The 23,952-nt window shown below is 74.1% G+C and carries 23 protein-coding genes; 11 read left to right on the top strand and 12 right to left on the bottom strand.

Features of this window, described 5'->3' with window-relative positions; genetic code table 11:
* Positions 1-136: 136 nt before the first annotated feature.
* The 5 genes from Q1A09_RS09840 to Q1A09_RS09820 all read left to right on the top strand — a co-directional run bounded on the left by Q1A09_RS09840 (position 137) and on the right by Q1A09_RS09820 (position 5,699).
* Positions 137-934, top strand: coding sequence for a DeoR/GlpR family DNA-binding transcription regulator (locus Q1A09_RS09840; RefSeq protein WP_299954119.1), 798 nt, complete (start codon positions 137-139; stop codon positions 932-934).
* Positions 935-1,232: 298 nt separating this feature from the next.
* On the top strand, positions 1,233-2,453 hold the full coding sequence (locus Q1A09_RS09835) for a Gfo/Idh/MocA family protein (protein WP_299954117.1): 1,221 nt from the start codon (positions 1,233-1,235) through the stop codon (positions 2,451-2,453).
* Positions 2,450-3,763, top strand: a complete 1,314-nt coding sequence (locus Q1A09_RS09830) for a sugar ABC transporter substrate-binding protein (RefSeq protein ID WP_299954115.1) — start codon at positions 2,450-2,452, stop codon at positions 3,761-3,763. Before Q1A09_RS09835 ends, Q1A09_RS09830 begins: the two co-directional genes overlap by 4 nt.
* Positions 3,764-3,766: 3 nt before the next feature.
* The gene (locus Q1A09_RS09825; RefSeq protein ID WP_299954114.1) at positions 3,767-4,786 is read left to right on the top strand and encodes a carbohydrate ABC transporter permease; all 1,020 of its coding nucleotides are present in this window, start codon (positions 3,767-3,769) and stop codon (positions 4,784-4,786) included.
* A complete protein-coding gene (locus tag Q1A09_RS09820) occupies positions 4,779-5,699 on the top strand; it encodes a carbohydrate ABC transporter permease (protein WP_299954112.1) in 921 nt (306 codons plus the stop codon). Before Q1A09_RS09825 ends, Q1A09_RS09820 begins: the two co-directional genes overlap by 8 nt.
* A 39-nt stretch (positions 5,700-5,738) precedes the next feature.
* On the opposite strand, the gene Q1A09_RS09815 is transcribed toward Q1A09_RS09820, so the two are convergent.
* Entirely contained in the window at positions 5,739-6,554 is an 816-nt protein-coding gene (locus Q1A09_RS09815) for a DeoR/GlpR family DNA-binding transcription regulator (RefSeq protein WP_299954110.1), read from the bottom strand.
* A 206-nt stretch (positions 6,555-6,760) separates the two neighbouring features.
* On the opposite strand from Q1A09_RS09815, the gene Q1A09_RS09810 reads away from it, so the two are divergent.
* Complete coding sequence (locus tag Q1A09_RS09810; RefSeq protein WP_299954108.1) at positions 6,761-8,335, top strand: DUF4832 domain-containing protein; 1,575 nt, start codon at positions 6,761-6,763, stop codon at positions 8,333-8,335.
* Positions 8,336-8,383: 48 nt separating this feature from the next.
* Here Q1A09_RS09810 and Q1A09_RS09805 read toward each other — a convergent pair whose 3' ends face one another.
* The 9 genes from Q1A09_RS09805 to Q1A09_RS09765 form a co-directional block, all read right to left on the bottom strand.
* Positions 8,384-8,866, bottom strand: coding sequence for a hypothetical protein (locus tag Q1A09_RS09805; RefSeq protein WP_299954106.1), 483 nt, complete (start codon positions 8,864-8,866; stop codon positions 8,384-8,386).
* Positions 8,863-9,273, bottom strand: coding sequence for a TadE/TadG family type IV pilus assembly protein (locus tag Q1A09_RS09800; protein WP_299954104.1), 411 nt, complete (start codon positions 9,271-9,273; stop codon positions 8,863-8,865). The genes Q1A09_RS09805 and Q1A09_RS09800 overlap by 4 nt, the downstream gene beginning before the upstream one ends.
* On the bottom strand, positions 9,270-9,476 hold the full coding sequence (locus Q1A09_RS09795; RefSeq protein WP_299954102.1) for a hypothetical protein: 207 nt from the start codon (positions 9,474-9,476) through the stop codon (positions 9,270-9,272). The genes Q1A09_RS09800 and Q1A09_RS09795 overlap by 4 nt, the downstream gene beginning before the upstream one ends.
* Positions 9,477-9,504: 28 nt before the next feature.
* Positions 9,505-10,446, bottom strand: a complete 942-nt coding sequence (locus Q1A09_RS09790) for a type II secretion system F family protein (RefSeq protein ID WP_299954100.1) — start codon at positions 10,444-10,446, stop codon at positions 9,505-9,507.
* Between the two features lie 28 nt (positions 10,447-10,474).
* Positions 10,475-11,338 (bottom strand): type II secretion system F family protein, encoded by an 864-nt coding sequence (locus Q1A09_RS09785; RefSeq protein ID WP_299954098.1) that lies wholly within the window; start codon positions 11,336-11,338, stop codon positions 10,475-10,477.
* On the bottom strand, positions 11,335-12,573 hold the full coding sequence (locus Q1A09_RS09780) for a CpaF family protein (protein ID WP_299954095.1): 1,239 nt from the start codon (positions 12,571-12,573) through the stop codon (positions 11,335-11,337). The genes Q1A09_RS09785 and Q1A09_RS09780 overlap by 4 nt, the downstream gene beginning before the upstream one ends.
* A gap of 143 nt (positions 12,574-12,716) precedes the next feature.
* Positions 12,717-13,121, bottom strand: a complete 405-nt coding sequence (locus Q1A09_RS09775) for a hypothetical protein (protein WP_299954094.1) — start codon at positions 13,119-13,121, stop codon at positions 12,717-12,719.
* 154 nt (positions 13,122-13,275) lie between these two features.
* Positions 13,276-13,911 (bottom strand): hypothetical protein, encoded by a 636-nt coding sequence (locus Q1A09_RS09770; protein WP_299954092.1) that lies wholly within the window; start codon positions 13,909-13,911, stop codon positions 13,276-13,278.
* 130 nt (positions 13,912-14,041) lie between these two features.
* Complete coding sequence (locus Q1A09_RS09765; protein WP_299954090.1) at positions 14,042-15,580, bottom strand: acetolactate synthase large subunit; 1,539 nt, start codon at positions 15,578-15,580, stop codon at positions 14,042-14,044.
* A gap of 98 nt (positions 15,581-15,678) precedes the next feature.
* Between Q1A09_RS09765 and Q1A09_RS09760 the strand changes: the two genes are divergently transcribed.
* A complete protein-coding gene (locus tag Q1A09_RS09760) occupies positions 15,679-16,350 on the top strand; it encodes a DNA alkylation repair protein (RefSeq protein WP_299954088.1) in 672 nt (223 codons plus the stop codon).
* A 383-nt stretch (positions 16,351-16,733) separates the two neighbouring features.
* Here the strand turns inward: Q1A09_RS09760 and Q1A09_RS09755 are convergent, their stop codons facing one another.
* Positions 16,734-17,672, bottom strand: coding sequence for an NADP-dependent oxidoreductase (locus Q1A09_RS09755; RefSeq protein WP_299954086.1), 939 nt, complete (start codon positions 17,670-17,672; stop codon positions 16,734-16,736).
* A 129-nt stretch (positions 17,673-17,801) separates the two neighbouring features.
* On the opposite strand from Q1A09_RS09755, the gene Q1A09_RS09750 reads away from it, so the two are divergent.
* The 4 genes from Q1A09_RS09750 (at position 17,802) to Q1A09_RS09735 (ending at position 22,461) form a co-directional block, all read left to right on the top strand.
* On the top strand, positions 17,802-19,082 hold the full coding sequence (locus Q1A09_RS09750) for a dolichyl-phosphate beta-glucosyltransferase (RefSeq protein ID WP_299954084.1): 1,281 nt from the start codon (positions 17,802-17,804) through the stop codon (positions 19,080-19,082).
* A complete protein-coding gene (locus tag Q1A09_RS09745; RefSeq protein ID WP_299954081.1) occupies positions 19,079-21,127 on the top strand; it encodes a glycosyltransferase family 39 protein in 2,049 nt (682 codons plus the stop codon). The genes Q1A09_RS09750 and Q1A09_RS09745 overlap by 4 nt, the downstream gene beginning before the upstream one ends.
* 68 nt (positions 21,128-21,195) lie before the next feature.
* Complete coding sequence (locus Q1A09_RS09740; RefSeq protein ID WP_299954079.1) at positions 21,196-21,882, top strand: hypothetical protein; 687 nt, start codon at positions 21,196-21,198, stop codon at positions 21,880-21,882.
* A 99-nt stretch (positions 21,883-21,981) separates the two neighbouring features.
* Positions 21,982-22,461 carry a DUF4190 domain-containing protein gene (locus Q1A09_RS09735; protein ID WP_299954077.1) on the top strand — a complete coding sequence of 160 codons (480 nt, stop codon included), beginning with the start codon at positions 21,982-21,984 and terminating at the stop codon, positions 22,459-22,461.
* 6 nt (positions 22,462-22,467) lie between these two features.
* On the opposite strand, the gene Q1A09_RS09730 is transcribed toward Q1A09_RS09735, so the two are convergent.
* Positions 22,468-23,421 (bottom strand): CoA ester lyase, encoded by a 954-nt coding sequence (locus Q1A09_RS09730; protein WP_299954074.1) that lies wholly within the window; start codon positions 23,419-23,421, stop codon positions 22,468-22,470.
* Positions 23,422-23,952 lie beyond the last annotated feature (531 nt).

Raw genomic sequence — 23,952 nt, 5'->3', positions numbered from 1 at the left:
CTTTCCGCTGGGCGACCTGGGCGCAGACACAGCCGCAGATCGGTTCTGATCAGTCTCCCCCAATCTGAGCAGAAGTAATCACGGCCGTCAAACACCTCGTAGGATCACCCGAGACGAATCCAGGAGGGCCCCGGCCATGACCCAGCAGCAGCGCCTCAACCTGGTGCTCGAGCTCGTGAGCGAACGGCGCAACGTCTCGATCATCGAGGTGGCCGAAGCGCTCGGCGTGTCCACCGCGACGGTGCGCCGCGACCTCACGACCCTGGCCGACCAGCGGCTCATCACCCGGACGCACGGCGGCGCCTCGGCACTGGGCTCGGGGTACGAACTGCCGCTGCAGTACAAGATCGTCCGGCAGGCGGAGGCGAAGGGGGCCATCGCCCGGGCGGTGGCGGACCTGGTGGCACCGGGCGACTCGGTCGGGCTCAACGGCGGCACGACCACCAGCGAGGTGGGCCGCGTCCTGGGCTGGAGCGAGCGCCTCGGCATGTCCGGCGACACCCCGGGCGTCACGATCGTCACCAACGCGCTGAACATCGCCTACGAGTTGTCGATCCGGGAGCACGTCAAGATCGTGGTGACCGGCGGGGTGCCCCGCCGGCAGTCGTACGAGCTGGTCGGACCGCTGGTCGGCAACTCGCTGCAGGACTTCAGCCTCGACCTGGCCGTGCTCGGCGTCGACGGGATCACCGGCAAGTTCGGCGCCACCACCGTGCACGAGGGGGAGGCCGAGGCCTCCCGCCAGCTCGCCGCGGTCGCCCGCCGGGTGGTGATCGCCGCCGACGCCACCAAGCTCGGCCGGACCACCTTCGCCCGGATCTGCCCGCTGGACCACATCGACGTGCTGGTCACCGACGCCCCGGTCCCGCCCGAGCTGGCCGGCGAGCTCGGCGCCGCCGGCGTCGAGGTGATCGTGGCCGCGCCCGGGGCCTGATCGACCCGACCGACCCGACCGACCCGCAGGACACCGCAACGGATGCGCCGTCCCGGACGGCGCCCTCGTCGGAGCGCACGTCCGGGCGCCCGGTTGCGGGCCCGCCAGCCCCTGGCGGTCCGGCCGCGAGCGCCCGGGACCGGGGCGACATGTCCGGCTTGTAACGGCTCACGGGTCTCCTAGGCATTCGTGAACCTGCCCGCTAGTGTCTGTTCATGCTCAGTTCAGGGCCTGCAGCGACAAGTTCGCTCACAGAGTTCATCGACATCGTCGTCGGTGCTGCCGGGTCGGTCGATCGATGACCACCTCAGCTGCCGGCGCAGACCTGACCGTCGCCGTGATCGGCACCGGGCAGCGCAGCGAGATCGGGCTGCACGTCCCGGAGGCCAGGCCCGGCGCACGCGTCGCCGCGGCGGTCGACCCCGACCCGGTCGGCCGGGAGAGGGCCCGGGCGCTGTTCGGCGACGTGCCCGTCCACGCCGACCACCACGCCCTGATCGCCGCGGGGGGCATGGACGCCGCGATCGTGACGACGCCGGACCACACCCACGCCGACATCGCGGTCGACCTGCTCCGCGCCGGGGTGGCCGTCTACCTGGAGAAGCCCCTGGCGACCACGCTCGCCGACGCCGACCGGGTGCTGACCACCGCCGCGGAGACCGGGACCCCGCTCTACGTGGGGCACAACTTCCGCCACGCCGCGGTGGTCCGCACGATGCGCGAGATCATCGAGCGCGGCGAGATCGGCGAGGTGAAGACCGTCTGGGTCCGCCACTTCGTGGGCCACGGCGGCGACTACTACTTCAAGGACTGGCACGCCGACCGCAGCAAGACCGGGACGCTGCTGCTGCAGAAGGCCAGCCACGACATCGACGTCGTCCACCACCTGGCCTCCGGCTACACCCGCCGCGTCGTCGGCATGGGCGACCTGATGGTCTACGGCGGCCTGCCGGACCGCCGGGAGCGCGTCGGCGAGACGATGACCGACTGGTTCTCCATGGACAACTGGCCGCCGGCCGCGCAGACGGGGCTCAACCCGGTCGTCGACGTCGAGGACGTCTCGATGATGCTGATGACCTTGGACAACGGGGTGCTGGCCAGCTACCAGCAGTGCCACTTCACCCCCGACTACTGGCGGAACTACACCGTCATCGGGACCGAGGGGCGGCTGGAGAACTTCGGCGACACCGCCGGCGGCGTCGTCCGGGTGTGGAACCGCCGGCACGAGTGGCAGGCCGCGGGCGACCGCGAGCACCCCATCTCCGGCGTCACCACCGGCCACGCCGACGCCGACCTCCTGACGATGACCGAGTTCCTCGACCTGGTCATCGACGGGACGCCCACGCTCGTCTCCCCGGTCGCGGCCCGCGAGGCCGTCGCCGCCGGATCGTCGGCGGCCGAGTCGCTGCGCGACGGGTCCCGTCCGCGCACCGTCCCCGAGCTGCCGCAGCACGTGCTCGACCACTTCGCCCGCACCTCGCCCACCCCCCGCGCCGCCTCTGGAAGGACCACCCGATGAGCACCGCCCTCCACCGCCCGTCCCGCCGGGGCCGTCGCACCGCCGGACTCGCCACCGGCCTGGCCGTTGCCCTGACCGTCGCCGGCTGCGGCGACAGCTCGTCCGGCGGCGGGGAGGCCGCCGCGTACGAGCCCGCCTCGAGCGACCTGTCGGCGACCATCACCTACGGCGTGTGGGACCAGAACCAGGTCCCGGTGATCGAGCAGAACATCGCCGCGTTCAACGAGGAGTTCCCCGACGTCACGGTGAACGTGAACGTCACGCCCTACAGCGAGTACTGGACGAAGCTGCAGACGCAGGGGTCCAGCCAGACGCTGCCCGACCTGTTCTGGATGAACGGGCCGAACTTCCAGCTCTACGCCGCCAACGACCTCCTCGAGCCGATCACCGAGGTCGTCGAGGCCGGGGACATCGACCCGGCGAACTACCCGGAGGCGCTCAACGAGCTCTACACGCTCGACGACGTGCAGTACGGCGTGCCCAAGGACTTCGACACCATCGGCGTCTGGGTGAACACCCAGCTCTTCGAGCAGGCCGGCGTCGAGCTGCCCAGCGGCGACTGGACGTGGGAGGACTTCCAGGCCACCGCGGCGGAGATCTCCCAGAAGCTCTCCGGCCAGGGGGTCTACGGCGCGGCCGGCGGGATGGACGGCCAGACCACGTACTACAACACGATCTTCCAGAGCGGCGGGTCCGTCATCGACGGCGACAGCTCCGGCTACGACACCCCGGAGACTCAGCAGGGCATCCAGTTCTGGACCGACCTCATCGCCAGCGGTGGGTCGCCCAGCATGCAGCAGCTCACCGACACCACCGCCGACCAGTGGTTCGTCTCCGGCAAGCTGGCGATGTACTTCGGCGGCAGCTGGTTCCGGTCCGCCATCACCGACTCCGACCTCGTCGGCACGGTGACCGCCCTGCCCCTGCCGATCGGCGAGGAGCAGGCGACGGTGATCCACGGCGTGTCCAACGTGGTGGCGGCCGACTCGGAGAACAAGCAGGCGGCGCAGGCCCTGCAGGTGTTCCTGGCCGGCGAGGAGGCCCAGCGCCAACTGGGTGAGGCAGGCTCGGTCATCCCCGCCTACACCGGCACCCAGGACGCCTTCGCCGACTCCCTGGAGGGCGCGGACCTGCAGGTGTTCCTCGACGCGCTGGACTACGCCCGCCCGCTCCCGGTCAGCGCCAACACCGCCGAGTGGAACGCCGCGGAGACCGAGCTGCTGCCCGAGGCGTTCTCCGGGGCACGGCCGGTCGACGAGGTGACGGCCGAGCTGGCCGAGCGGATGAACACGGCGCTCGCGGCCGAGTGACCCATGAGTGACAGCGTGCAGCAGCAGGCCCCGGCCGGCCAGGCGCCGAGCAGCCAGGCCCCGAGCAGCCCGGTCCCCCGGGTCCGGGCCGGCCGGGGCCCGGTCGGTCGGGGTGGGGCCCCCGGGCAGCCGGAGAGCCGGCGCCGGCGGAAGCGGAACGACGGCGCCTGGCCCTGGCTGTTCGTGGCCCCCCTCGCCGCAGGCATCGTCGTCTTCTACCTCTGGCCGATCCTGCAGACGGCCTGGTACTCCCTCACCACCTTCGGCGTGTTCGGCGGGGCGACCTTCTCCGGCCTGGACAACTACCGCCAGCTCGTCGCGGATGCGGCCCTCTACCGGGCACTGGGCAACACCCTGCTGTACACGGCCATCGTGCTGCTGGGCATCCCGATCGCGGTGTACCTGGCCAGCCTGCTGAACCTGCCGGACCTGCGGTTCGCCTCGTTCTACCGGGTCCTGTACTTCTTGCCCTACGTGGCGATGCCGACCGCGATCGCGATGGTCTGGCGGATCATCTACAACGGCGACTTCGGCGTCCTGAACTACGTCCTGGGGCTCGTCGGGATCGAGGGCCCCTACTGGATCAGCACGCCCGGTGCCGCGATGGTCGCCGTGGCGCTGGTCGGTCTGTGGTCGTCCCTCGGCTTCTCCATGATCGTGCTGGGCGCGGGGCTGAAGAACATCCCCCCGGACCTGTACGAGGCCGCCGAGCTCGACGGTGCGTCGCGGTGGAACCAGTTCCGGTCGATCACCGTGCCCCTGCTGACCCCCAGCATCTCGTTCCTGCTGATCATCACGGTGATCTCCAGCTTCCAGCTGTTCGACCTGCTCTACGCGATCCTGGGGAGCACCAACCCGACCCTGCCCCGGAGCATGTCGTTGGTCTACTTCTTCTACCAGGCCGGTTTCGTCCAGAACGACAAGGGCTACGCCGCCGCCATCGCCATGGTGATCCTGCTGATCATCGGTGTGGCGACCGCGGTCCAGTTCCGGTTCCAGCGGAGGTGGGTCCACGGTGGCTGACGACCTGATCGCGGTGCGCACACCGGACGAGCAGCGGGAGGCCCTGCGCGGCACCACACCGCCGAGCGGCCGCGCCGTCGGCCGTCGTCGACGCCGCCGCCGGCAGGGCTCGCACGTCGTCGCCCACGTCGTGCTGGCGTCGGGCGCGCTGGTGATGGCCTTCCCGTTCGTCTGGCAGCTCATCATGTCGCTGAGCACCAACGCCGAGGTGCAGAGCGTCACCCCGACCATCTGGCCGGAGACGCTGCGGTGGGAGAACTACGCGGAGGTCTTCCGGCAGCTCCCCTTCCTGAGCCAGCTGCAGACCTCGGTGATGATCACCGTGGCCCGCACGCTCGCCCAGATCCTGTTCTGCACCCTCGCCGGCTACGCGTTCGCCCGGATGCACTTCCGGGGCCGCAACGTGCTGCTGGTGATGGTGCTGTCGATCCTGATGGTGCCCTCGCAGGTCTACCTGCTCTCGCAGTACCAGATCGTGCAGGGGCTGGGCCTGCTCAACACCTTCGGCGGCCTGGTGCTGCCCGGTCTGTTCAGCGCCTTCGGCACGTTCCTCATGCGCACCGCCTTCCTGGCGATGCCCCCGGAGCTCGAGGAGGCCGCGCGGCTGGACGGCGCGAACCCGCTGCAGATCTTCTGGCGGGTGATGCTGCCCCTGGCCCGTCCCACGATGAGCGTGCTGGCCATCACGGCGAGCCTGTGGTCGTGGAACGAGCTGCTGTGGCCGCTGGTGGTGTCGACCTTCAGCGAGCGGATGCCGCTGTCGGCCGGCCTGGCCACGCTGGTCAGCGACCGGACCGTCGACTACCCGGTGGTCCTCGCGGCCAGCCTGATGGCGATGGCGCCGATCCTGATCCTGTTCATCGCCCTGCAGCGCCGGGTGATCGACGGGCTGGCCAGCTCCGGGCTCAAGTGACCTGACCGGGGCCGGCCGGCCCCGGTCAGCCGGAGGCCCTCAGCGCGCGTCGACGAGGTGCACGCGGACGCCGGCGTCGCGGATCCGGGCGAGCTCGCCCGGGTCCGCGGTCGTGTCGGTCACCAGGTCGTGCACCTCCGCCACGTCGGCCACCCGCGCGCTGGTCACCCGGCCGACCTTCGACCCGTCGGCCACCACGACCACCCGCTGGGCGTGCAGGATCATCTCCCGGTTGGCCCGCGCCTCCGTGTCGTCGTGGGTGGTGGCACCGGCCGCCGCGCTGACCCCGTCGATGCCGAGCAGGGCGAACTCCACCTCCATCGCGGCGAAGGTGCCCTCGGTGAGCGGACCGACCAGCTCGGCGGAGTGCGGGCGCAGCCAGCCGCCGTTGACGATCACGCGCAGCCCCGGCCGGGACGACAGCTGGACCGCGGTCGTGAGCGAGTTCGTGACGATGGTCAGGCCGTCGCGCTCGGCCAGCGTCCGGGCCACCTCCGCGGTCGTGCTGCCCCCGTTGAGGGCCACCCCGTGCCGGCCCGGCGGGATGAGCGCCGCCGCCCGCACGGCGATGCGCCGCTTGGCCTCGCGGAACCGGGTGTCCTTGAGTGCCACCGGGACGTCGACGCTGGACTCGACCCGGTGGGCGCGCCCGTGGGTGCGGACGACGAGGCACTGCGCCTCCAGCTCGGCCAGGTCGCGGCGGACCGTCGCCCCGGAGACCCCGAGCGCGCTGGCGAGGTCGGCGGGCACGGCCTCCTCGCTCTCGTCGAGCAGGGTGAGCAGCGCCAGCAGCCGGGTCGCCCGTCTGGTCGTCGTCGCGTGCGGCAGCCGGACGCCGCGCAGGGAGCCGACCATCAGTCGCCGTCCCCGAGCCGCACGGCCGACCCCCGCCCGGCCGACCCGCGCCCGGGGCGAGGGGTCGGCGCGGTGGGGTGGCCCATCGCGCCATTCTCGTCCAGACCGCCGGTTGCGGGCGGTTCCCCGGGCCGATCGCTCACCGCGACTGAGCACTTCCCCGGCGCGCCGTGTGACCGGGTGGTGACAGCCTGCAGACTCTCAGCATGACCCAGACCACCCGCTCGCGACCGTCCCGGACGTCGACCCGGCGGGGCGCCACCGCGGCGCTCGCCGCCGCCTGCCTGCTGGCCCCCGCCCAGCTCGCCCTGGCCGGGGAGGCGGCGGCCGGCACCGGCCACCGGGCTCCCGGCGTCACCGTGCAGTACGCGCCGACCGACCGGGTGATCGCCAACCCGGCCCGCGGCTTCTACCACCACACCGAGACCCACTACCGGGAGGACGGGTCGGGGTACACGCCGCTGGACGCCGCCACCCTGCGCGGCTACCGGGCCGAGGGCATCACGCAGGTGCTGCGGGTCTTCTACCTGGAGAAGTACGCCGACGACCCCACCCTGGACCCGGAGTGGCTGGCCCTGGTGGACGCCGACCTGGACACCGCCCGCGAGGCCGGCGTCTCGGTGATCGCCCGGTTCGCCTACGCCCAGGGCGGCGCCTGGCCCTACTCCCCGCCCTACGGCGACGCCCCGCTGGACACCGTGCTGGCCCACATCGACCAGCTCACCCCGGTGCTGCAGGGCGGTGCCGACGTCATCGCCACCGTGCAGGCGGGCTTCGTCGGGCTGTGGGGCGAGTGGTATTACACCGACCACTTCGCGGCCGACCCGGCGAACCCCGGCGTGCTCACCGAGGAGGACTGGGCGAAGCGGGCCGCGGTCGTGCACGCCCTGCTGGACGCCCTCCCGGAGGACGAGACGGTGCAGGTGCGCACCATGGCGATCAAGCAGCAGGTGCTCGGGGTGCCCACCGGGGAGGCTGGTGCGCTGACGGCGGAGCAGGCCTTCGACGGGTCGGACATCGCCCGCATCGGGCACCACAACGACTGCTTCCTGGCCAGCCCCGACGACTACGGCACCTTCCTGTCGAACCCGATCGAGCTCGACCAGGAGTACCTGGCGCAGGAGACGCAGTTCGTGCCGATGGGCGGGGAGACCTGCACGGTGAACCCGGACCGCTCGGAGTGGGCCAGCGCCTCGGCCGAGATGGCCCGCTACCACTACAGCTACCTCAACCGGGACTACAACCAGGACGTGCTGAACTCCTGGGGCGCCGAGGGCATCGCCGAGACCAGCAAGCGGCTGGGCCACCGGTTCGTGCTGGCGCAGAGCACCGTCGCCAAGGGCGGCGCCCAGCGGCGCAACGTGCCGACCGTGACGGTCGAGGTGCGCAACGAGGGCTGGGCCGCGCCGTACGAGCAGCGGCCGGCGCGGCTGGTGCTGCAGAACGCCCGGGGCACCTGGGCGGTGCCGTTCGTGGACTCGGTGGGCGCCGGCGGCGCTCCCGCGGCGTCCGCACCGGCCGACGCGCGGCACTGGGCGCCGGGTACCACCACCACGATCAGTGCGACGCCGTGCGGCGTGCCGGCCGGGAAGTACGCCGCGCACCTGGAGCTGCCCTCGGCCGAGGCGTCGCTCAGCGGGAACCCGGACTGGTCGATCCAGACGGCCAACGAGGGCACCTGGGAGGCCGACACCGGCTGGAACGACCTCGGCCAGACCGTCACGGTGAACAGCGGCCGCCAAGCGGCCGGCTGCATCCCCGCCGTCCGGCTGGACGGCTGACCGCGCGCCGGCCGGGGGTGCGCGCCACCCCCGGCCGGCGTCCCGCCCTCAGCCGTCGACGTAGCGGTCGCGCTCGACGAGGAACTGGCCGGTGGCGGTGTTGGCGTCGATGAACTCCGGCAGCAGCGGGATCCGCACGGTCACCATCACGCACACCGAGAACTCCTCCCCCGGCACCAGCGACGGCGTCCAGCTCCCCGCCGCGTCGCAGCCCGCGCCGGCCGGGGCGTAGGCCAGGACGACGTCGGTCGCGTCCACCGACTGGTCCTCGACCGCCAGCGCCACCGCCGCCTCCGCCCGTGCCTGTCCGGTCAGCAGGTCCGGTGCCGTGCCGAGTGCCCGCCCGGCTTCCCGCGCCGCCGCATTGGCCGCGAACACCCCGCGCTGCACCGCGGAGAAGCCGGCCACGATGTAGACCAGCGGCAGGAACACCACCAGGGCGATGAAGACGAACTCCACGATCGCCGACCCGCGCTCGGCGTCACCGCCCAGCCCCGCGCCACTGCCCAGCCTCCGGCGCAGCCACCTCACGGCGCCTCCTCGACGGACCGGCCGGTCGCCGACAGCGGCAGCAGGTCGCCCAGCGGGGCGAACAGGCTGGGCACCGACCCGGCGCACCGGACGACGACCAGCGTCAGCCCGGACTCGTCGACCTCCTGCACCGACTCGCACGTCAGCCCGGCCGCCGTCCCCGCCGACGTCGCCCGGCCGACGATCTCCAGGGTGCGCGGCGCACCGGCCTCCGCGGGCACCCCGGCGTTGGCCGCGTACCGGGCGCCCTGCTGGGCACTGGCGACGACCACGTTGCGCACGTGCACGTAGACCGCGACCTGCAGCACCGCCAGCAGCAGCGCCACCACGAGCACGCCGACCAGCACGAAGTCGACGACGGCGCTGCCCCGCTCGCGGTCGTCGGCGTGCCCGTCGGCGGCGATCACTGCGCGGTGGTCACCGAGCTCAGCGCCGTCTGCACGGCCGAGACGATCGCCGTCCGGAACGGGATGAGGATGGCCAGCACCAGGGCCGCCGTCATCACCGTGATCATCACCCAGCCCGGGACGTCGCCCCGTTCGGGGTCCTCCCCCTCCAGCCGGTCGGCCAGCGCGGCGAGTGCGGTCATCAGGTACGCGTAGGCACGCATCCGTCGTCCTTCCTGTTGGTCACCGGCGTCACTGCGCCAGCGAGACGATGCTGATCAGCCCCGGGAACAGGGCGAACACGACGGTGACCGGCAGCACCAGGAAGACGACCGGCACCATCATGGCGATCTCCTTGCGGCCGCCGGCCTCCAGCAGCCGGCGCTTGCCGGCCTCCCGGACGTCGGCCGCCTGGGCACGGAGCACCTCGGCCAGGGGGGTGCCGCGCTCGATGGCGACGATCAGGCCGTCGACGAAGCGGGCGAGTGCCTCCAGCGAGGTGCGGTCGGCGAGCTGCTGCAGCGCCTCGACCAGCGGCACCCCGGAGCGGGCCCGGTCCAGCGTCGACCGCAGCTCCCGGGCCAGCTCGCCGCCGGAGAGCCGGGTGATCCGTCCGATCGCCGCGGTCGGGCTCTCCCCCGCGGTCACCGCCAGCGCGAGCAGCTCGGCCACCACCGGGAACTCGGCGAGCAGCAGCTCCTCGCGGCGCTGCACCTGCTGGGTCAGCCACCAGTCGCGGCCGAGCACCCCGCCGACCAGCCCGGCCACACAGAGCAGCACCGCCGACAGCACGTTGACCGAACCGGCGAACGCGGACCCGACCCCGGTCAGCACGGCGCCGCCCAGCAGCCCGAGCCCGCCCCAGACGACCTGCTCGATCCGGAAGTCCTCGACCGTGCTGTCACCACCCAGGGCGTCCAGCCGCCGGCGCACCGCGACCCGGCCGCCCAGCACCCGGTCGACGTACCGGGCGCCGTCGGCGAGCACCGGGCCGAACACCCGACGCGCGGCGGTGAGCATCCCCGGCTGGGTGAGCGTGCCGAGCAGCCGGGACGGCGCCGGGCTGTCGTGCACGTAGGGCGCCAGCCGGTCGACCAACCGCACCTGCCGGAACGGCGGGGCGAAGCCGACCGCCAGCAGGAGGCCGGTGGCAGCGGTCAGCCCCAGCAGCATGCCGACCAGGCCGGCGCTCACGAGGCGGTCCCCTGGACCCCGGGGCCGTTCACTGCAGCACCCGCACGTCCTGCGGCAGCCGGCCGATCGTCAGCATGAGCCGGTAGGCGACCACGCAGACCACGCCGCCGCCGAGCAGGAGCGCGGTGCCGACCGGGGAGTCGTAGGCGGTGAGCGTCTGCTGCTGGGTGGCCAGCAGGAGCAGCACGACCCACGGCGCCCCGACCGCCAGGCGCGCCGCCTGGATGACCCACCCCTGCCGGGTCTCCAGCTCCGCCCGGGCCCGGGCGTCCTCGCGCAGGAACGCGGCGAGGGTCCGCAGCACCCGGCCGAGGTCGCTGCCGCCGACCTCGCGGGCCACCCGCAGGGTCTCGACGATGCGGTCGCCCACCGGGTCGGCGAGGTCGTCCTTGAGCCGGTCGAGCGCATCGCTGAACCGGCCGCTGGACCGGTGGTCGGCGGCGAACCGGGCGAACGACCCGCGCAGCACCTCGGGGCCGCGGACGGCCAGCGCGGACAGCGCCTCGGGCAGCGAGAGCCCGGCCCGGACCGCCGAGGCGAGGTTGTCGACCACCTCGGGCCACACCTCGCGCAGGTCGGCCCGCCGCTTCTCGGCCAGCCGCCGCACCAGCAGGTACGGCACGGCGGCGCCGAAGACGCCGAACGCCAGGCTGATGGTCACCGTCCGGGTGGTCACCAGCACCAGGACGGTGACCGCCAGCCCCAGGGCGACCTGCAGCGCGAGCAGCTGGGCGGGGTTGATCCCGGTCAGGCCGGCCGCGGCCAGCAGCTGCTGCCGGCGTCCCGCCTTGGGGGTGCCGACCCGGCGCACCGGCGCCCGGCTGCCGCTGCGCCAGATCAGCAGGAGCCCGATGCCGAGCGCCAGCCCGAGCAGCCCACCGGGGACGGTCACGCCCGGTCCCCGAGCAGCGCGGCGAGGTCGAAGCCGTGTGCGGCGTACCGCTCGGCGTGCGGCGGGTAGCCGTCGGCGCGCACCAGCCGGCCGTCCCGGGTGGTGAAGACGTCGGCGGTCTCCACGACGCTGCCCTCGGTGCGCCCGGGCAGTGCCACGACCTCCCGCAGCCGGCGCTGCCCGCTGGGCTCGGTGCCCACGTGGACGACGAGGTCGACGCTGGAGGCGACGGTCGGCACGACGAACGCGTGGCCGATGTTCTCCCCGGCCAGCAGCGGCAGGGTGCACATCTTCACCACGGCCTCGCGGGCGCTGTTGGCGTGCAGCGTGCACATGCCGGGCAGGCCGCTGTTGAGCGCGATGAGCAGGTCCAGGCACTCCTCCTGGCGCACCTCGCCCACCACCAGGCGGGAGGGGCGCATCCGCAGCGCCTCCTTGACCAGCCGGCGCAGCGGGATCTCCCCGGCGCCCTCCAGGTTGGGCTGCCGGGTCTGCATCGCGACCACGTCGGGCAGCGGCACCCGGAGTTCGAAGACCTCCTCGCAGGTGACCACCCGCTCGCGGGCCGGCACCGCCGCGCACAGGCAGTTGAGCAGCGTCGTCTTGCCGGCCTGGGTGCCGCCGGAGACCAGGATGTTCAGCCCCGCGGCGACCGAGGCCTCCAGGAAGCGCGCCACCTGTGACGTCAGGGTGCCCAGCGCGACGAGCTCGTCGAGGGAGTGCGCCTGCAGCACGAACTTGCGGATGTTGACCGCCATGTGGCGGCGGGTGACGTCGGGGATCACCACGTGCAGCCGCGACCCGTCGGGCAGCATCGCGTCGACGAAGGGGGTCGACATGTCGATCCGTCGACCGGAGCTGCGCAGCATCCGCTCGACCAGGTCGGCCAGCTGGCCCGCACCCAGGATCGTGGTGGTCAGCTCGCTGCGGCCGCGGCGGGCGACGAACACCCGGCCGGGCTCGTTGACCCAGATCTCCTCGACCTCCGGGTCGTCCAGCCACCGCTGCAGCGGCCCGTACCCGGCGACCCGGTCGAGCACGTCGCGGGCCACGCCCTCGGGGTCACCGACCGGCGGCAGCGCGGAGGACAGCGACCGCTCGGCGTAGTCGGCCACGACGTCGCGGACCAGCATCCGCACCGGCACCGGATCGCTGAACGGGTCGAGCCCACGCCTGCGGATGAGCTCGCGGACCTCGCCGTCGACGAGGTCGACAGCACTGCTCGGAGCCGGCACGACACCCCCGCTGACCAGCCATCGGACGATTGAGTCCAGTGACTGTAAGCGGACGGAGCGGTCTCGCGGGGCGCCCTGTGGACGAAGCGTGACCCTCTCACCCGGTGGTTCACCCGATCAGGCGACGGGGCCCACGGGTGGGGTCAGTCGCCGGTGACGGAGGTGGGGACGGCCGAGTCGTCCAGGGCCGGGGCGAGCTCCAGGCCGGACTCGTCGACCAGCACCCGGACCGTCTCCGCCGACGGCGCCGCCTCGATCGACGCGGCGAGGTCGCGGTGGACGGCGATCCGCTGGTCGACGTCGGCGGCCGCCGCGCCGGCCAGCAGCGCCCGCTGCTTCTCCCGCTCGAGCAGCTCCAGCCGGGTGGCCACCGGGACCAGGGTCGCCCGCTGGGCCGCGGCGAGGTCGTGGGCGTGGTCGTTGCGCGCCAGCTGGGTCGCGGCCGGCGACGCCTCGGCGTCCGCGTCGGTCGAGCCGCAGGCGCTGAGCCCGAGGGTCCCGGCGAGGACGGCGGCGGCGACAGCGGTGCGGACGAGACGAGCAGCCATGACGACTCCTTGGTAGTTGAACGCTTGACTGGTGACTGCCCGCATTCGGTTGCTCACAATCCGGCGGTTCACCACTTCACCCCGACGAGGGAGGCCGGACAGACGACGGGCCGCCTCCCCACAGTGGGGAGACGGCCCGTCGAGGGCGGAGCGGTCAGGCGCGGGTCGCGCCGTTCGCGCCGTCCCGGCGCACGGCGCCGTCCGGGACCACCGGCTCCTCCCGGCGCAGGGTCTCGCCATGGGCCAGCGACTCACCGTGGCCCAGCGACTCACCGTGGCCCAGCGGCTCACCGTGGCTCACCGGCTCACCGTGGCTCACCGGCTCACCGTGGCGCCCCGACTCGTGGCCCACCGGCTCACCGTGGCGCGCGGTCGGCTGCCCGTCGTCGTGCCGGGCACCACCCTGCTGGGCCGCCTCCTCCTGGCGGGCATGCCGGCCGTCGGACTGGGCCAGGCCCGGCGCGAGCTTCTCCGCCTTCGCCGTCAGCTCCGCGGCCTTCGACCGTTCCTGCTGCGCCTGCGCGGCGTGCTCGCGCGCCTGCTGCTCGGCCAGCGCGCTGCGCTCCTCGACCTCGGCGCGCTCCCGGCGGGCCCGGGCGGCCTGCTCGTCGGCGAGCGCCTGGTCCTTCTCCGCCCGGGCGGAGAGCACCTGGGCCTCCTGCAGGTGCTCACGGGCCTGCTCGCGCTTGCGCTCCTTGCTCGCGCCGCCGCGCTTGACGATGGCCAGGGCGATGAGCGCCAGCACGACCAGTACGGCCACGACGATGACGACGATCAGCCAGGTGTCCACGGGGGTCCTCCTCGATTGGTGAGCGGGAGGTGCCCGTTGTTGATCAACGGGAAACGTCGCGGCGAGACCAGCGGGGGGCAGCCCGTTGCAGCCCCGGCAACCAGTGGTTACAGCGACTGCACCGAACGTCTCACCCGCGGGGCAGGACGGCGTCGATCAGGTGCGGGCCGGGCTCAGCGAGCGCGCTGCGGAACTGGTCGGCCAGCTCATCGGCCGTCGTGGCCCGGGTGGCCGGCACGCCCATCCCGGTGGCCAGCGCGACGAAGTCCAGCGCCGGGCCGCCCAGGTCCAGCAGCTTGCCGGCCCGCGCTCCCCCGCCGGCCGCTCCGACGTTCTCCAGCTCGCTGGCCAGGATCGCGTAGGCGCCGTTGTCGCAGATGACCGTGGTGACGTCGAGCCCCTCCCGGGCCTGGGTCCAGAGCGCCTGGATCGTGTACATCGCACTGCCGTCGGCCTGCAGCGAGACCACCGGCCGGTCGGGGCAGGCGACGGCCGCCCCGGTGGCCACCGGCATGCCCTGCCCGATCGCGCCGCCGGTGAGGGTGAGCCAGTCGTGCGCCGGCGACCCGACCGTCGCCATGGGGAGGAAGTAGCCGCTCGTCAGCGCCTCGTCGACCACGATCGCCCGCTCGGGCAGCAAGGCACCGACCACCTCGGCGAGGGCCTTGATGTCCAGGTCGCCGGTGGGCAGCTCCGGACGGCGGGCCTGCGCCACCTGCGGTGCGGCGTCCGGTGCGGCCAGCTCGGCCAGTGCCTGCAGCGCCGCCGTGCCGTCCTCCCCCGGGGCGGCCAGCACGTGCACCGTGCAGCCCTCGGGCACCAGCCGGCCGTCCATGCCGGGGTAGCCGAAGAACGCCACCGGCTCCGCGGCGCCGACCAGCACCAAGTGCTCGACGCCGTCCAGCTGCTTGCGGGCGCCCTCGGGCGGATACGGCAGCTTGAGCACGTCGGGCAGCCCCGCCCCACGCTGCATCCGCGCCGGGGACCGCTGCGACAGCAGCCGGGTACCGGTGCCCGCGGCCACCTGCGCAGCGGCCCGCAGTCCGGGCTCGAGCACCGCATCCCCGCCGAGGAACAGCACCGTCGAGCCGCCGAGCACCTCGGCCACCTCCGCGACGACGGCGGCCGGCACCTGCGGCGCGGGACGCCGGGCCGGGACGGCGGCCGACGCACCGCCGTCGCTCCACGAGACGTCGGCCGGGAGCACCAGCGTGGCGACCTGCCCCCGCGCCGCCGCGGCGACGGCGTCGGCGGTGTCGGCGCCCACGTCACTGGTGGTCAGCGAGCGGCGCACCCAGCCGGAGACGGTGCCGGCCAGGGCGTCGATGTCGGACTCCAGCGGCGCGTCCAGCCGCTTGTGGGTCAGCGCGTGATCACCGACGACGTTGACCAGCGGCGTGCGGGCGCGGCGGGCGTTGTGCAGGTTGGCGATCCCGTTGCCCAGCCCCGGCCCCAGGTGCAGCAGCGTGGCCGCCGGCGTGCCGGTCATCCGGGCGTACCCGTCGGCGGCGCCGGTCGCGACCCCCTCGAAGAGGGTCAGCACCGCGCGCATCTCCGGGACGTCGTCGAGGGCGGCGACGAAGTGCATCTCCGAGGTGCCGGGGTTGGCGAAGCAGACGTCCACCCCGCCCTCGACCAGGGTGCGGATGACTGCCTGCGCGCCGTTCACGGGACCTCCCGACCGTGGCCGCGCACCGGCGGGCGACCTCCCCGGCAGCCTGGCACGGGCTCTCCCGCACGGCGATCCGGCTGCGGCAGGATGCCCGCATGTCGACGCTGGTGACCGCCGTCCGGGACGCGCTGCGCGCCGTCGGCGACCCGGAGCGCGGCCGCGGCATGCAGGCCTACCTGAAGACGACCGAGCCCTGCCTCGGCGTCCGGCTCCCGGAGGTCCGCCGGCACGCGCGCGCGGCGGCGGCCACGCACCCACCGGCGACGCCGGCCGAGCTCGAGCGGGCGGCCCGCCAGCTCTGGCGGGAGGCGGCCGCCCGGGAGGAGCGGTACGCCGCCATCGCGCTCACCGGCCTGCCGATCGCCCGCGGCGCCCTGGAGCTGCTGCCGCTGCACGAGGAGATGATCACCACCGGCGCGTGGTGGGACCTGGTCGACGGCGTCCAGCCCCGGGTCCGCGACCTGCTGCTCGCCCACCCGGCGCAGCTGCGGCCGGTGCTGCAGAGCTGGGCACGCAGCCCGGACCGCTGGCTGCGGCGCAGCGCGGTCACCGCCCAGCTCGGCGCGAAGGCGCGCACCGACACCGCGCTGCTCAGCGAGGTCATCGAGGTCAACGCCGGCGACCCGGAGTTCTTCGTCCGCAAGGCGATCGGCTGGGCGCTGCGCGACCTGGCCACGACCGACCCCGCGTGGGTGCGCCGCTTCCTGGCCGGGCACGAGCTCAGCCCGCTCTCCCGTCGGGAGGCGGGCAAGCACCTGGACCGGTGACGTCACCGCAGCACGAACAGTCCCCGGCGGAGCGGAGGGCCCGCCGCGAGTCCCAGGACAGCACCGACCACAGCGACCGCCCCGACAGCGCCGAGCCGATCGACAGCCACGACCCGGCCGAGCCGATCGAGCTGCTCGACCCCAGGCTCAGCACCGAGCCGAACAAGCCGATGCTGCCGATCGACAGCACCGACCCGACGCTGCCGATCGAGAGCACCGACCCGGTCGAGCCGATGGACCACAACGAGCCCCGCGACCGCGATGAGCCCCGCGACCGCGATGAGCCCCGCGAGCGCGATGACCCCCGCGACCGCGACGAGCCCCGTGACCAGAGCGAGCGGTTCCGCCGCCGACGTCTCTTCATGCGGTCGTTCGTACCGTGCTCAGAAGGTGAGGACCAGCCGACCGCGCACGCCACCGGCCTCCAGCCGGCGGTGCGCCTCCGCGGCGTCCGCGGCCGGGAGGGTCTGCGCCACCCGCAGGGTCAGCACGCCCGCCTCCACCTGCTCCCGCAGCCCGTCCAGCTTCCCGGGCTCCTCGCTGTAGTCGCGCACCATCACCGGGAACACCCGCAGGTCACGCTGCCCGTCGCCGCGGTAGCCGCGCACGGTGGCCAGCGCGCCGCCGTCCTTGACCGCGGGCAGCACGGCGGCGTCCTGCACCGCGCCGTCGGCCAGCCCGTCGACCCCGTCGGGGTACTGCTCCCGGATCCGGTCGGCCACGTCGTCGCCGCGCCGGACGACGACGTCGGCGCCCAGGCCGCGCACCAGCTCCTCGTCCTCGGCCTTCGCGTCGGCGACCACGGTGAGCCCCTCGGCCTTGGCCAGCTGGACGACGTAGCCGCCGAACGCCCCGGCCGCGCCGGTCACCGCGAGCACCTGCCCGGGCGTCAGCGCCATCGCGTCCAGCGCCATCCGCGCGGTGAGCCCGTTCATCGGCAGCGTCGACGCCTCGACGTCGCTCGTCCCGGCCGGCACCCGGGCCACCGACGCCGCCGGCAGGACGACGTCCTCGCGGTAGCCGCCGTGCGCACCGGTCGGGACGACGACGCCCATCACCCGCTCGCCGACCTCGATGCCGAGCTGCACGCCCTCGCCGACCTCGGCCAGCACCCCGGCGACGTCCATCCCCGGCACGTACGGGAACTCCTTCACCGGGTCGCGCTGGGCGTAGGTGCCGTTGCGGGAGTAGGTGTCGGTCGGGTTGACCGTCGCCGCGCTCACCTGCACCCGCACCTGGCCCGGGCCCACCGGCTCGGCCGGCACGTCGACCAGGTGCAGGGCCTCGGGCCCGCCGAACTCCGTCACTCCGACTGCTCTCATGCCGACCGGCTACCCCCGCGGCGACGTCGCCCACACCCGGGGCGGACGTGTCCGGCGCCACCGGGGACTCACAGCAGGCGCGTAGCCACGGCTGTGCCCGCCGCCAGCCAGTGACCCGACGGTCACTGCATGCCATCGCTCCCCCTGGGCACCGCCGAGCCCGTCCCGCTGCGCCCGGTCATCGACGTCGTCGTCCCCGTGCACGACGAGGAGGCCGACCTCGAGCCGTGCCTGCGCCGGCTGCACCACCACCTGAGCACCCAGCTGCCCTACCCGTTCCGGATCACCGTCGCGGAGAACGCCAGCACCGACGGCACGGTCGCCGTGGCCCGCCGGGTCGCCGCCGAGCTGCCCGGCATCGAGGTGCTGGTGCTCCCCGAGCCCGGCCGGGGCCGCGCGCTGCGCACCGCCTGGCTCGGCTCGGACGCACCCGTACTGGTCTACATGGACGTCGACCTGTCCACCGACCTCGCCGCGCTGCTGCCGCTGGTCGCCCCGCTGATCAGCGGGCACTCCGACCTGGCCATCGGCACCCGGCTGGCGGCGTCGTCCCGGGTGGTGCGCGGCGCCAAGCGGGAGCTCATCTCCCGCGGCTACAACCTGCTGCTGCGCGGCGCGCTGGCCACCCGGCTGTCGGACGCGCAGTGCGGCTTCAAGGCGATCCGCGCCGACGTGGCCGCCCGGCTGCTGCCGCTGGTGGAGGACACCGGCTGGTTCTTCGACACCGAGCTGCTGGTGCTCGCCGAGCGCAGCGGGCTGCGGATCCACGAGGTGCCGGTCGACTGGGTCGACGACCCGGACAGCCGGGTCGACATCGTGGCCACCGCGAAGGCCGACCTCGCCGGGATCGCCCGGATGCTGCGCGCGCTCACCACCGGCCGGCTGCCGGTCGCCGAGCTGCGGGCCCAGCTGGGCCGCGGCCCCCTGCCCGGCCCGCTCGCCGACCCGGTGCCCGGCGTCCCCGCCGGGCTGTTCGGCCAGCTGATCCGGTTCGCCGCCATCGGGGTCGCCTCCACGCTGGCCTACCTCCTGCTCTTCGTGCTGCTGCGCACGGTCGTGGGCCCCCAGCCGGCCAACCTGGTCGCCCTGCTGGTCACCGCGGTCGCCAACACCGCGGCCAACCGGCGGATCACCTTCGGCATCCGCGGCGGCCCCGGTGCCGGCCGCGCCCAGCTGCAGGGCCTCGTCGTCCTCGGCCTCGGACTGGCGCTGACCAGCGGCGCCCTCGCCGTGCTGCACGCGGTCACCCCGTCCCCGGCCCGGGGCACCGAGGTGCTGCTGCTGGTCGTCGCCAACGCCCTGGCCACGTTGCTCCGCTTCCTGCTGCTGCGCGGCTGGGTGTTCCGCACCCCCACGTCCCCGACACCCACCCCCGAGCCCGCCGTCCCGGCGATGGAGACCGTCCGATGAGCACCGTCCTCGACACCCCCACTCCCCCGGCGGCGCCGCCGCCCGCACCTGCCGCCCGCACGTCCCGCGCCCGCCGGCTGGTGCGCGGCCGGGACGACGACCCCAGCTGGGTGCGCCCCGCGCTGCTCGGCCTGCTCGCCGCCACCGGCCTGCTCTACCTCTGGGACCTCGCCGCCTCCGGCTGGGCGAACGCCTTCTACGCCGCCGCGGTGCAGGCCGGGTCGGAGAGCTGGGTGGCCTTCTTCTACGGCTCCTCGGACGCGGCGAACTCGATCACCGTGGACAAGCCACCGGCCTCGCTGTGGGTGATGGAGCTCGCCGTCCGGGTCTTCGGGCTGAACTCGTGGTCGCTGCTGGTGCCGCAGGCGCTGATGGGCGTGGCCACCGTCGGCGTGGTGTACCTGGCGGTGCGCCGGGTCGTCGGCCCGGGCGCCGGGCTGCTCGCCGGGGCGGCCATGGCGCTGACCCCGGTGGCGGTGCTGATGTTCCGCTTCGACAACCCCGACGCGCTGCTCGTGCTGCTGATGACGCTGGCCGCCTATGCCACCACCCGGGCACTGGAGCGGGCCGGCCTGCGCTGGATGGTCGGCGTCGGCGTGCTGATCGGCTTCGCCTTCCTGACCAAGACGCTGCAGGCGATGCTCGTCGTCCCCGGCTTCGCGCTGGTCTACCTGGTCGCCGCACCGACCACGCTGGCCAAGCGGTTCGGGCACGTGCTCGCCGCCGGAGCGGCGATGGTCGTCGCCGGTGGCTGGTGGGTCGCGGTCGTCGAGCTGGTGCCGGAGTCGTGGCGGCCCTACATCGGTGGCTCGCAGACCAACTCCGCCTGGGAGCTGATCTGGGGCTACAACGGCCTGGGCCGGCTGACCGGCGACGAGACCGGCAGCGTCGGCGGTGGCGGCGGCACCGGTGGCAACTGGGGAGAGACCGGCCTCGGCCGGCTGGTGAACTCCGAGATCGGCGGTCAGGTCGCCTGGCTGCTGCCGGCGGCACTCGCCCTGCTGGTCGCCGGCCTGGTGGCCGTGGGCCGGGCGCCGCGCACCGACCCGCGCCGGGCAGCACTCATCACCTGGGGCAGCTGGCTGCTGGTCACCGGCGCCACCTTCAGCTTCATGGCCGGCATCTTCCACGCCTACTACACCGTCGCCCTGGCCCCGGCGATCGCCGCCCTGGTGGGCATCGGCGGCGGGCTGCTCTGGCAGCGCCGGACGGCGATCTGGGCGCGGATCGTGCTCGCCCTGACGCTCACCGGCACCGCGGTCTGGTCGTTCGTGCTGCTCGGCCGGTCGGCGGACTTCCTGCCCTGGTTGCGCTGGGGCGTGCTGGTCGGCGGCCTGCTCGCCGCGCTCGGCCTGCTCGTGGCGCACGCCGGCGGCCGGCTGGTGGCCGCGACGGTGCTCGCCGTGGGCGTCCTCGCCTCGCTCGGCGGCCCGGCCGCCTACGCGGTGCAGACCGCCGGGACGGCGCACACCGGCTCGATCCCCTCGGCCGGCCCGACGGTGAGCGGCAGCTCCGGCTTCGGCGGTGGCGGCCCCGGCGGCGGCGGCTTCCCGGGTGGCGGCGGAGGTGGCGGTCAGCAGGGCACCCCGCCGACCGGTGGCCCCGGCGGCCAGACCGGGACGCCGCCCACCGGCACCACCGGTGGGACCCGCGGCGGCGGCGCGGGCGGCGGCATGGGCGGCCTGCTGGACGCCGCCGACGCCAGCGAGGAGGTCGTCGAGGCGCTGCTGGACGACGCCGACGACTACACCTGGGTCGCCGCGGCGGTCGGCTCGAACAACGCCGCCGGGTACCAGCTGGCCAGCGAGGAGCCGGTGATGGCCATCGGCGGGTTCAACGGCAGCGACCCCTCGCCCACGCTGGAGCAGTTCCAGGCCTACGTCGCCGACGGCCAGGTGCACTGGTTCATCGGCGGCGGCACCGGGATGAGCAGCGACAGCGGCAGCGACGCCGCCGCCGAGATCGCCGCCTGGGTCGCGGAGAACTACACCGCCCAGACGATCGACGGGGTGACGATGTACGACCTCAGCGGCACCACCGGCTGAGCCTGCGCCGGGCGGTCGGGCTCCTTCCTCGGCCCGACCGCCCAGCCTCGGCGGTTACCGTCGCAGCGGTGGAGCTCCGCCGTCTCGTCCTCGCCGCACTGGCCACCGTCGCGCTGAGCGCCTGCTCCTCGGCCGATGAGTCGGCCGCCACGGGCAGCCCCGGCACCGCGGAGCCCACCGCGGCGGACGTCGCCGCTTCTGCGGCGGCCACGGCCGACCCGGCCGCGGTGCAGGACCCCGCCTCGGCCGCCGTCGCCGTCGCCCTGCGCGCCGCCGACCTGCCGGCCGGGTGGTCGGTGCAGGCCAACCCGCTGCCCGCCGGCGCCGACCTCACCGCGAACCCGAGCCTGACCGGCATCTGCGGGCAGACCTTCGCCTCCGAGCAGCACCGGACCTCGAAGCAGCCGGTCGTCGGGCTGGACGACACCGGCACCCCGCAGCTGTCGTCCGAGGCGATCGCCTACGACTCCCCCGCCGCCGCCGGCGCCGCCGTCCAGGAGCTGGTGCAGGCCTTCGGCCGCTGCCCGGAGGACCAGTACACCTTCCAGCCCGCCCCGAGCGCCGAGGGCCTGGCCGCCACCAGCGTCGTCTTCCAGTACGAGCTCGCCGACGGGACCACCCAGGTCGTGCTCGCCCAGGCCCGCGGCCAGGTGCTGTCGGTGCTGATCGGTGAGGACCCGGACACCACCGCGGCCGCCGGCCGCGCGATCGCCACGCGGCTGGCGGCGCTGCCTGCCGGGGCGATCGGTGCCTGACCGGCACACTGTCCAGGCCCGGGCGGTGTGCTCCCGGGTGGTGCGGTCCCGGACGGCGTGGCGCCGGTCGGCGGCGCAGACCGGCGACGGGGGGACGACGTGAGCCAGGACGACTTCTACCGCGGCGACGCGCCCTGGAGCGACGCCCAGCACTCGCCCACCGGCCCGGGGACGCCCCCGCCCGCCGCCGGGTACGCCCAGCCCGGGTACGGCCCGCCCCCGGGCTACGGCCCACCCCCGGGCTACGGCCCACCCCCGGGCTACGGCCCGCCGCCGGGCCAGGCTGCACCTGGCTGGGCGCCGCCCGGCTTCGGGGCCCCGCCCTTCTACGGCGCGGGGCGCCGGCCGACCAACGGGCTGGCCATCGCCGCGGTCATCTCGATCTTCCTGTTCCCGCCGCTGGCGCTGGTGCTCGGTGTGCTGGCCCGCCAGCAGATCCGCCGCACCGGCGAGGAGGGCGCCGGCCTGGCGACGGCCGCGATCGTGATCGGCGGGGTGGCCGTGGCGATGATCGTCGCGTTCGTGCTGTTCTGGACGCTCGCGCTGGTGTCGATCAGCAACGGCACCCTCGGCGGCTGAGCCCGATCAGCCCTCCGGCGGGGTGAAGCTCGACGTCCGGGACATCCCGGCCGCCCGGCCCTTGCCGGCGATCACCAGCGCCATCTTGCGGCTGGCCTCGTCGATCATCTCGTCCCCGAGCATCGCCGAGCCCTTCTTCCCGCCCGCCTCCGACGTCGCCCAGTCGTAGGCGTCCAGGATCAGCTCGGCGTGGTCGTAGTCGGCCTGCGACGGCGCGTAGATCTCGTTGGCCGCGTCGATCTGGCCCGGGTGCAGCACCCACTTGCCGTCGAACCCGAGCATCGCCGAGCGCTTGGCCACCTCACGGAAGGCGTCGACGTCGCGCACCTGCAGGAACGGCCCGTCGATGGCCTGCACCCCGCGGGCGCGGGCGGCCATCAGGATGGTCATCAGGATGTGGTGGAACGGGTCACCCGGGTAGTCCGGGTGCAGCGCGCCGACCACCAGCGAGCGCATGCCGATGCTGGCCATGAAGTCGGCCGGGCCGAAGATGATCGTCTCGATCCGGTCGCTGGCGAACGCGATGTCGTTGACGTTGATCAGGCCCTGCGCCGTCTCGATCTGGGCCTCGATGCCGATCCGGCCGACCTCGAGCCCGTTGGCCTTCTCGATCTGGGTGAGCAGCAGGTCCAGCGCCTTGACCTGGGCGGCGTCGGCGACCTTGGGCAGCATCAGGCAGTCGAGCTCCGCGCCGGCGCCCTCGACCACCTCGACCACGTCGCGATAGGTCCACTCCGTCGTCCAGTCGTTGACCCGGACGGTGCGGATCTTCGAGCCCCAGCCGCCCTCGTTGAGCGCGGCGACGATGTTCTTGCGGGCGCCGGGCTTGGCCAGCGGGGCGCAGGCGTCCTCGAGGTCGAGGAAGACCTGGTCGGCGGGCAGGCTCTTCGCCTTCTCCAGGAACCGGGGGTTGCTGCCCGGGACGGCGAGGTTGGAACGACGGGATCGGAGCTCGGCCACGGTGCCTTCTCTCTTCTCGGCGGCTCAGTTACCGGACAGTAGCGACACGCGCGAGCTAGGGCATGGCTCTCCGGCGCGGGTCCAGGCGAGGACGGCGGCCAGGACCACCGCGCCCGGTGAATGAGTACTTGCTCGTCGTAGCGGGTGGCCAATCCGCGCCACGGCTTGAACAGGCCGAATGAGCCTTTGACGAGGTTGCGCTTCTGGTTGAGCTCGCCGGTAGCTGACCGGCCGGCCGCCTCTGCTGCCGCGGCGGGCGCGATGGCCCTGCTGGTCGCGGGCTCGGGGATGACCGAGGTGATCCCACGGGCTCGCAGGTGGGCGCAGATTGCCTTGGCGGAGGAGGCCCGATCGTCCAGCACCGCGGTCGAGCGGGTGCGGGGTCGACCTGGTCCCGGTCGAGCCACTCGTATGCCGGCCAGCAGCGGCAGACAGGCCAGCGCGTCACTGGCCTGACCGGCGCCGATCGGGATCGAGAGTGGGCGTCCGCGGCCGTCGACGGCGTGGTGGACCTCGGTCGGCAGGCCGCCC

The sequence above is a fragment of the uncultured Modestobacter sp. genome (assembly GCF_947486615.1).
In the GTDB taxonomy this organism is placed as follows: domain Bacteria; phylum Actinomycetota; class Actinomycetes; order Mycobacteriales; family Geodermatophilaceae; genus Modestobacter.
This window is presented reverse-complemented; position numbering and strand designations above follow the sequence as displayed.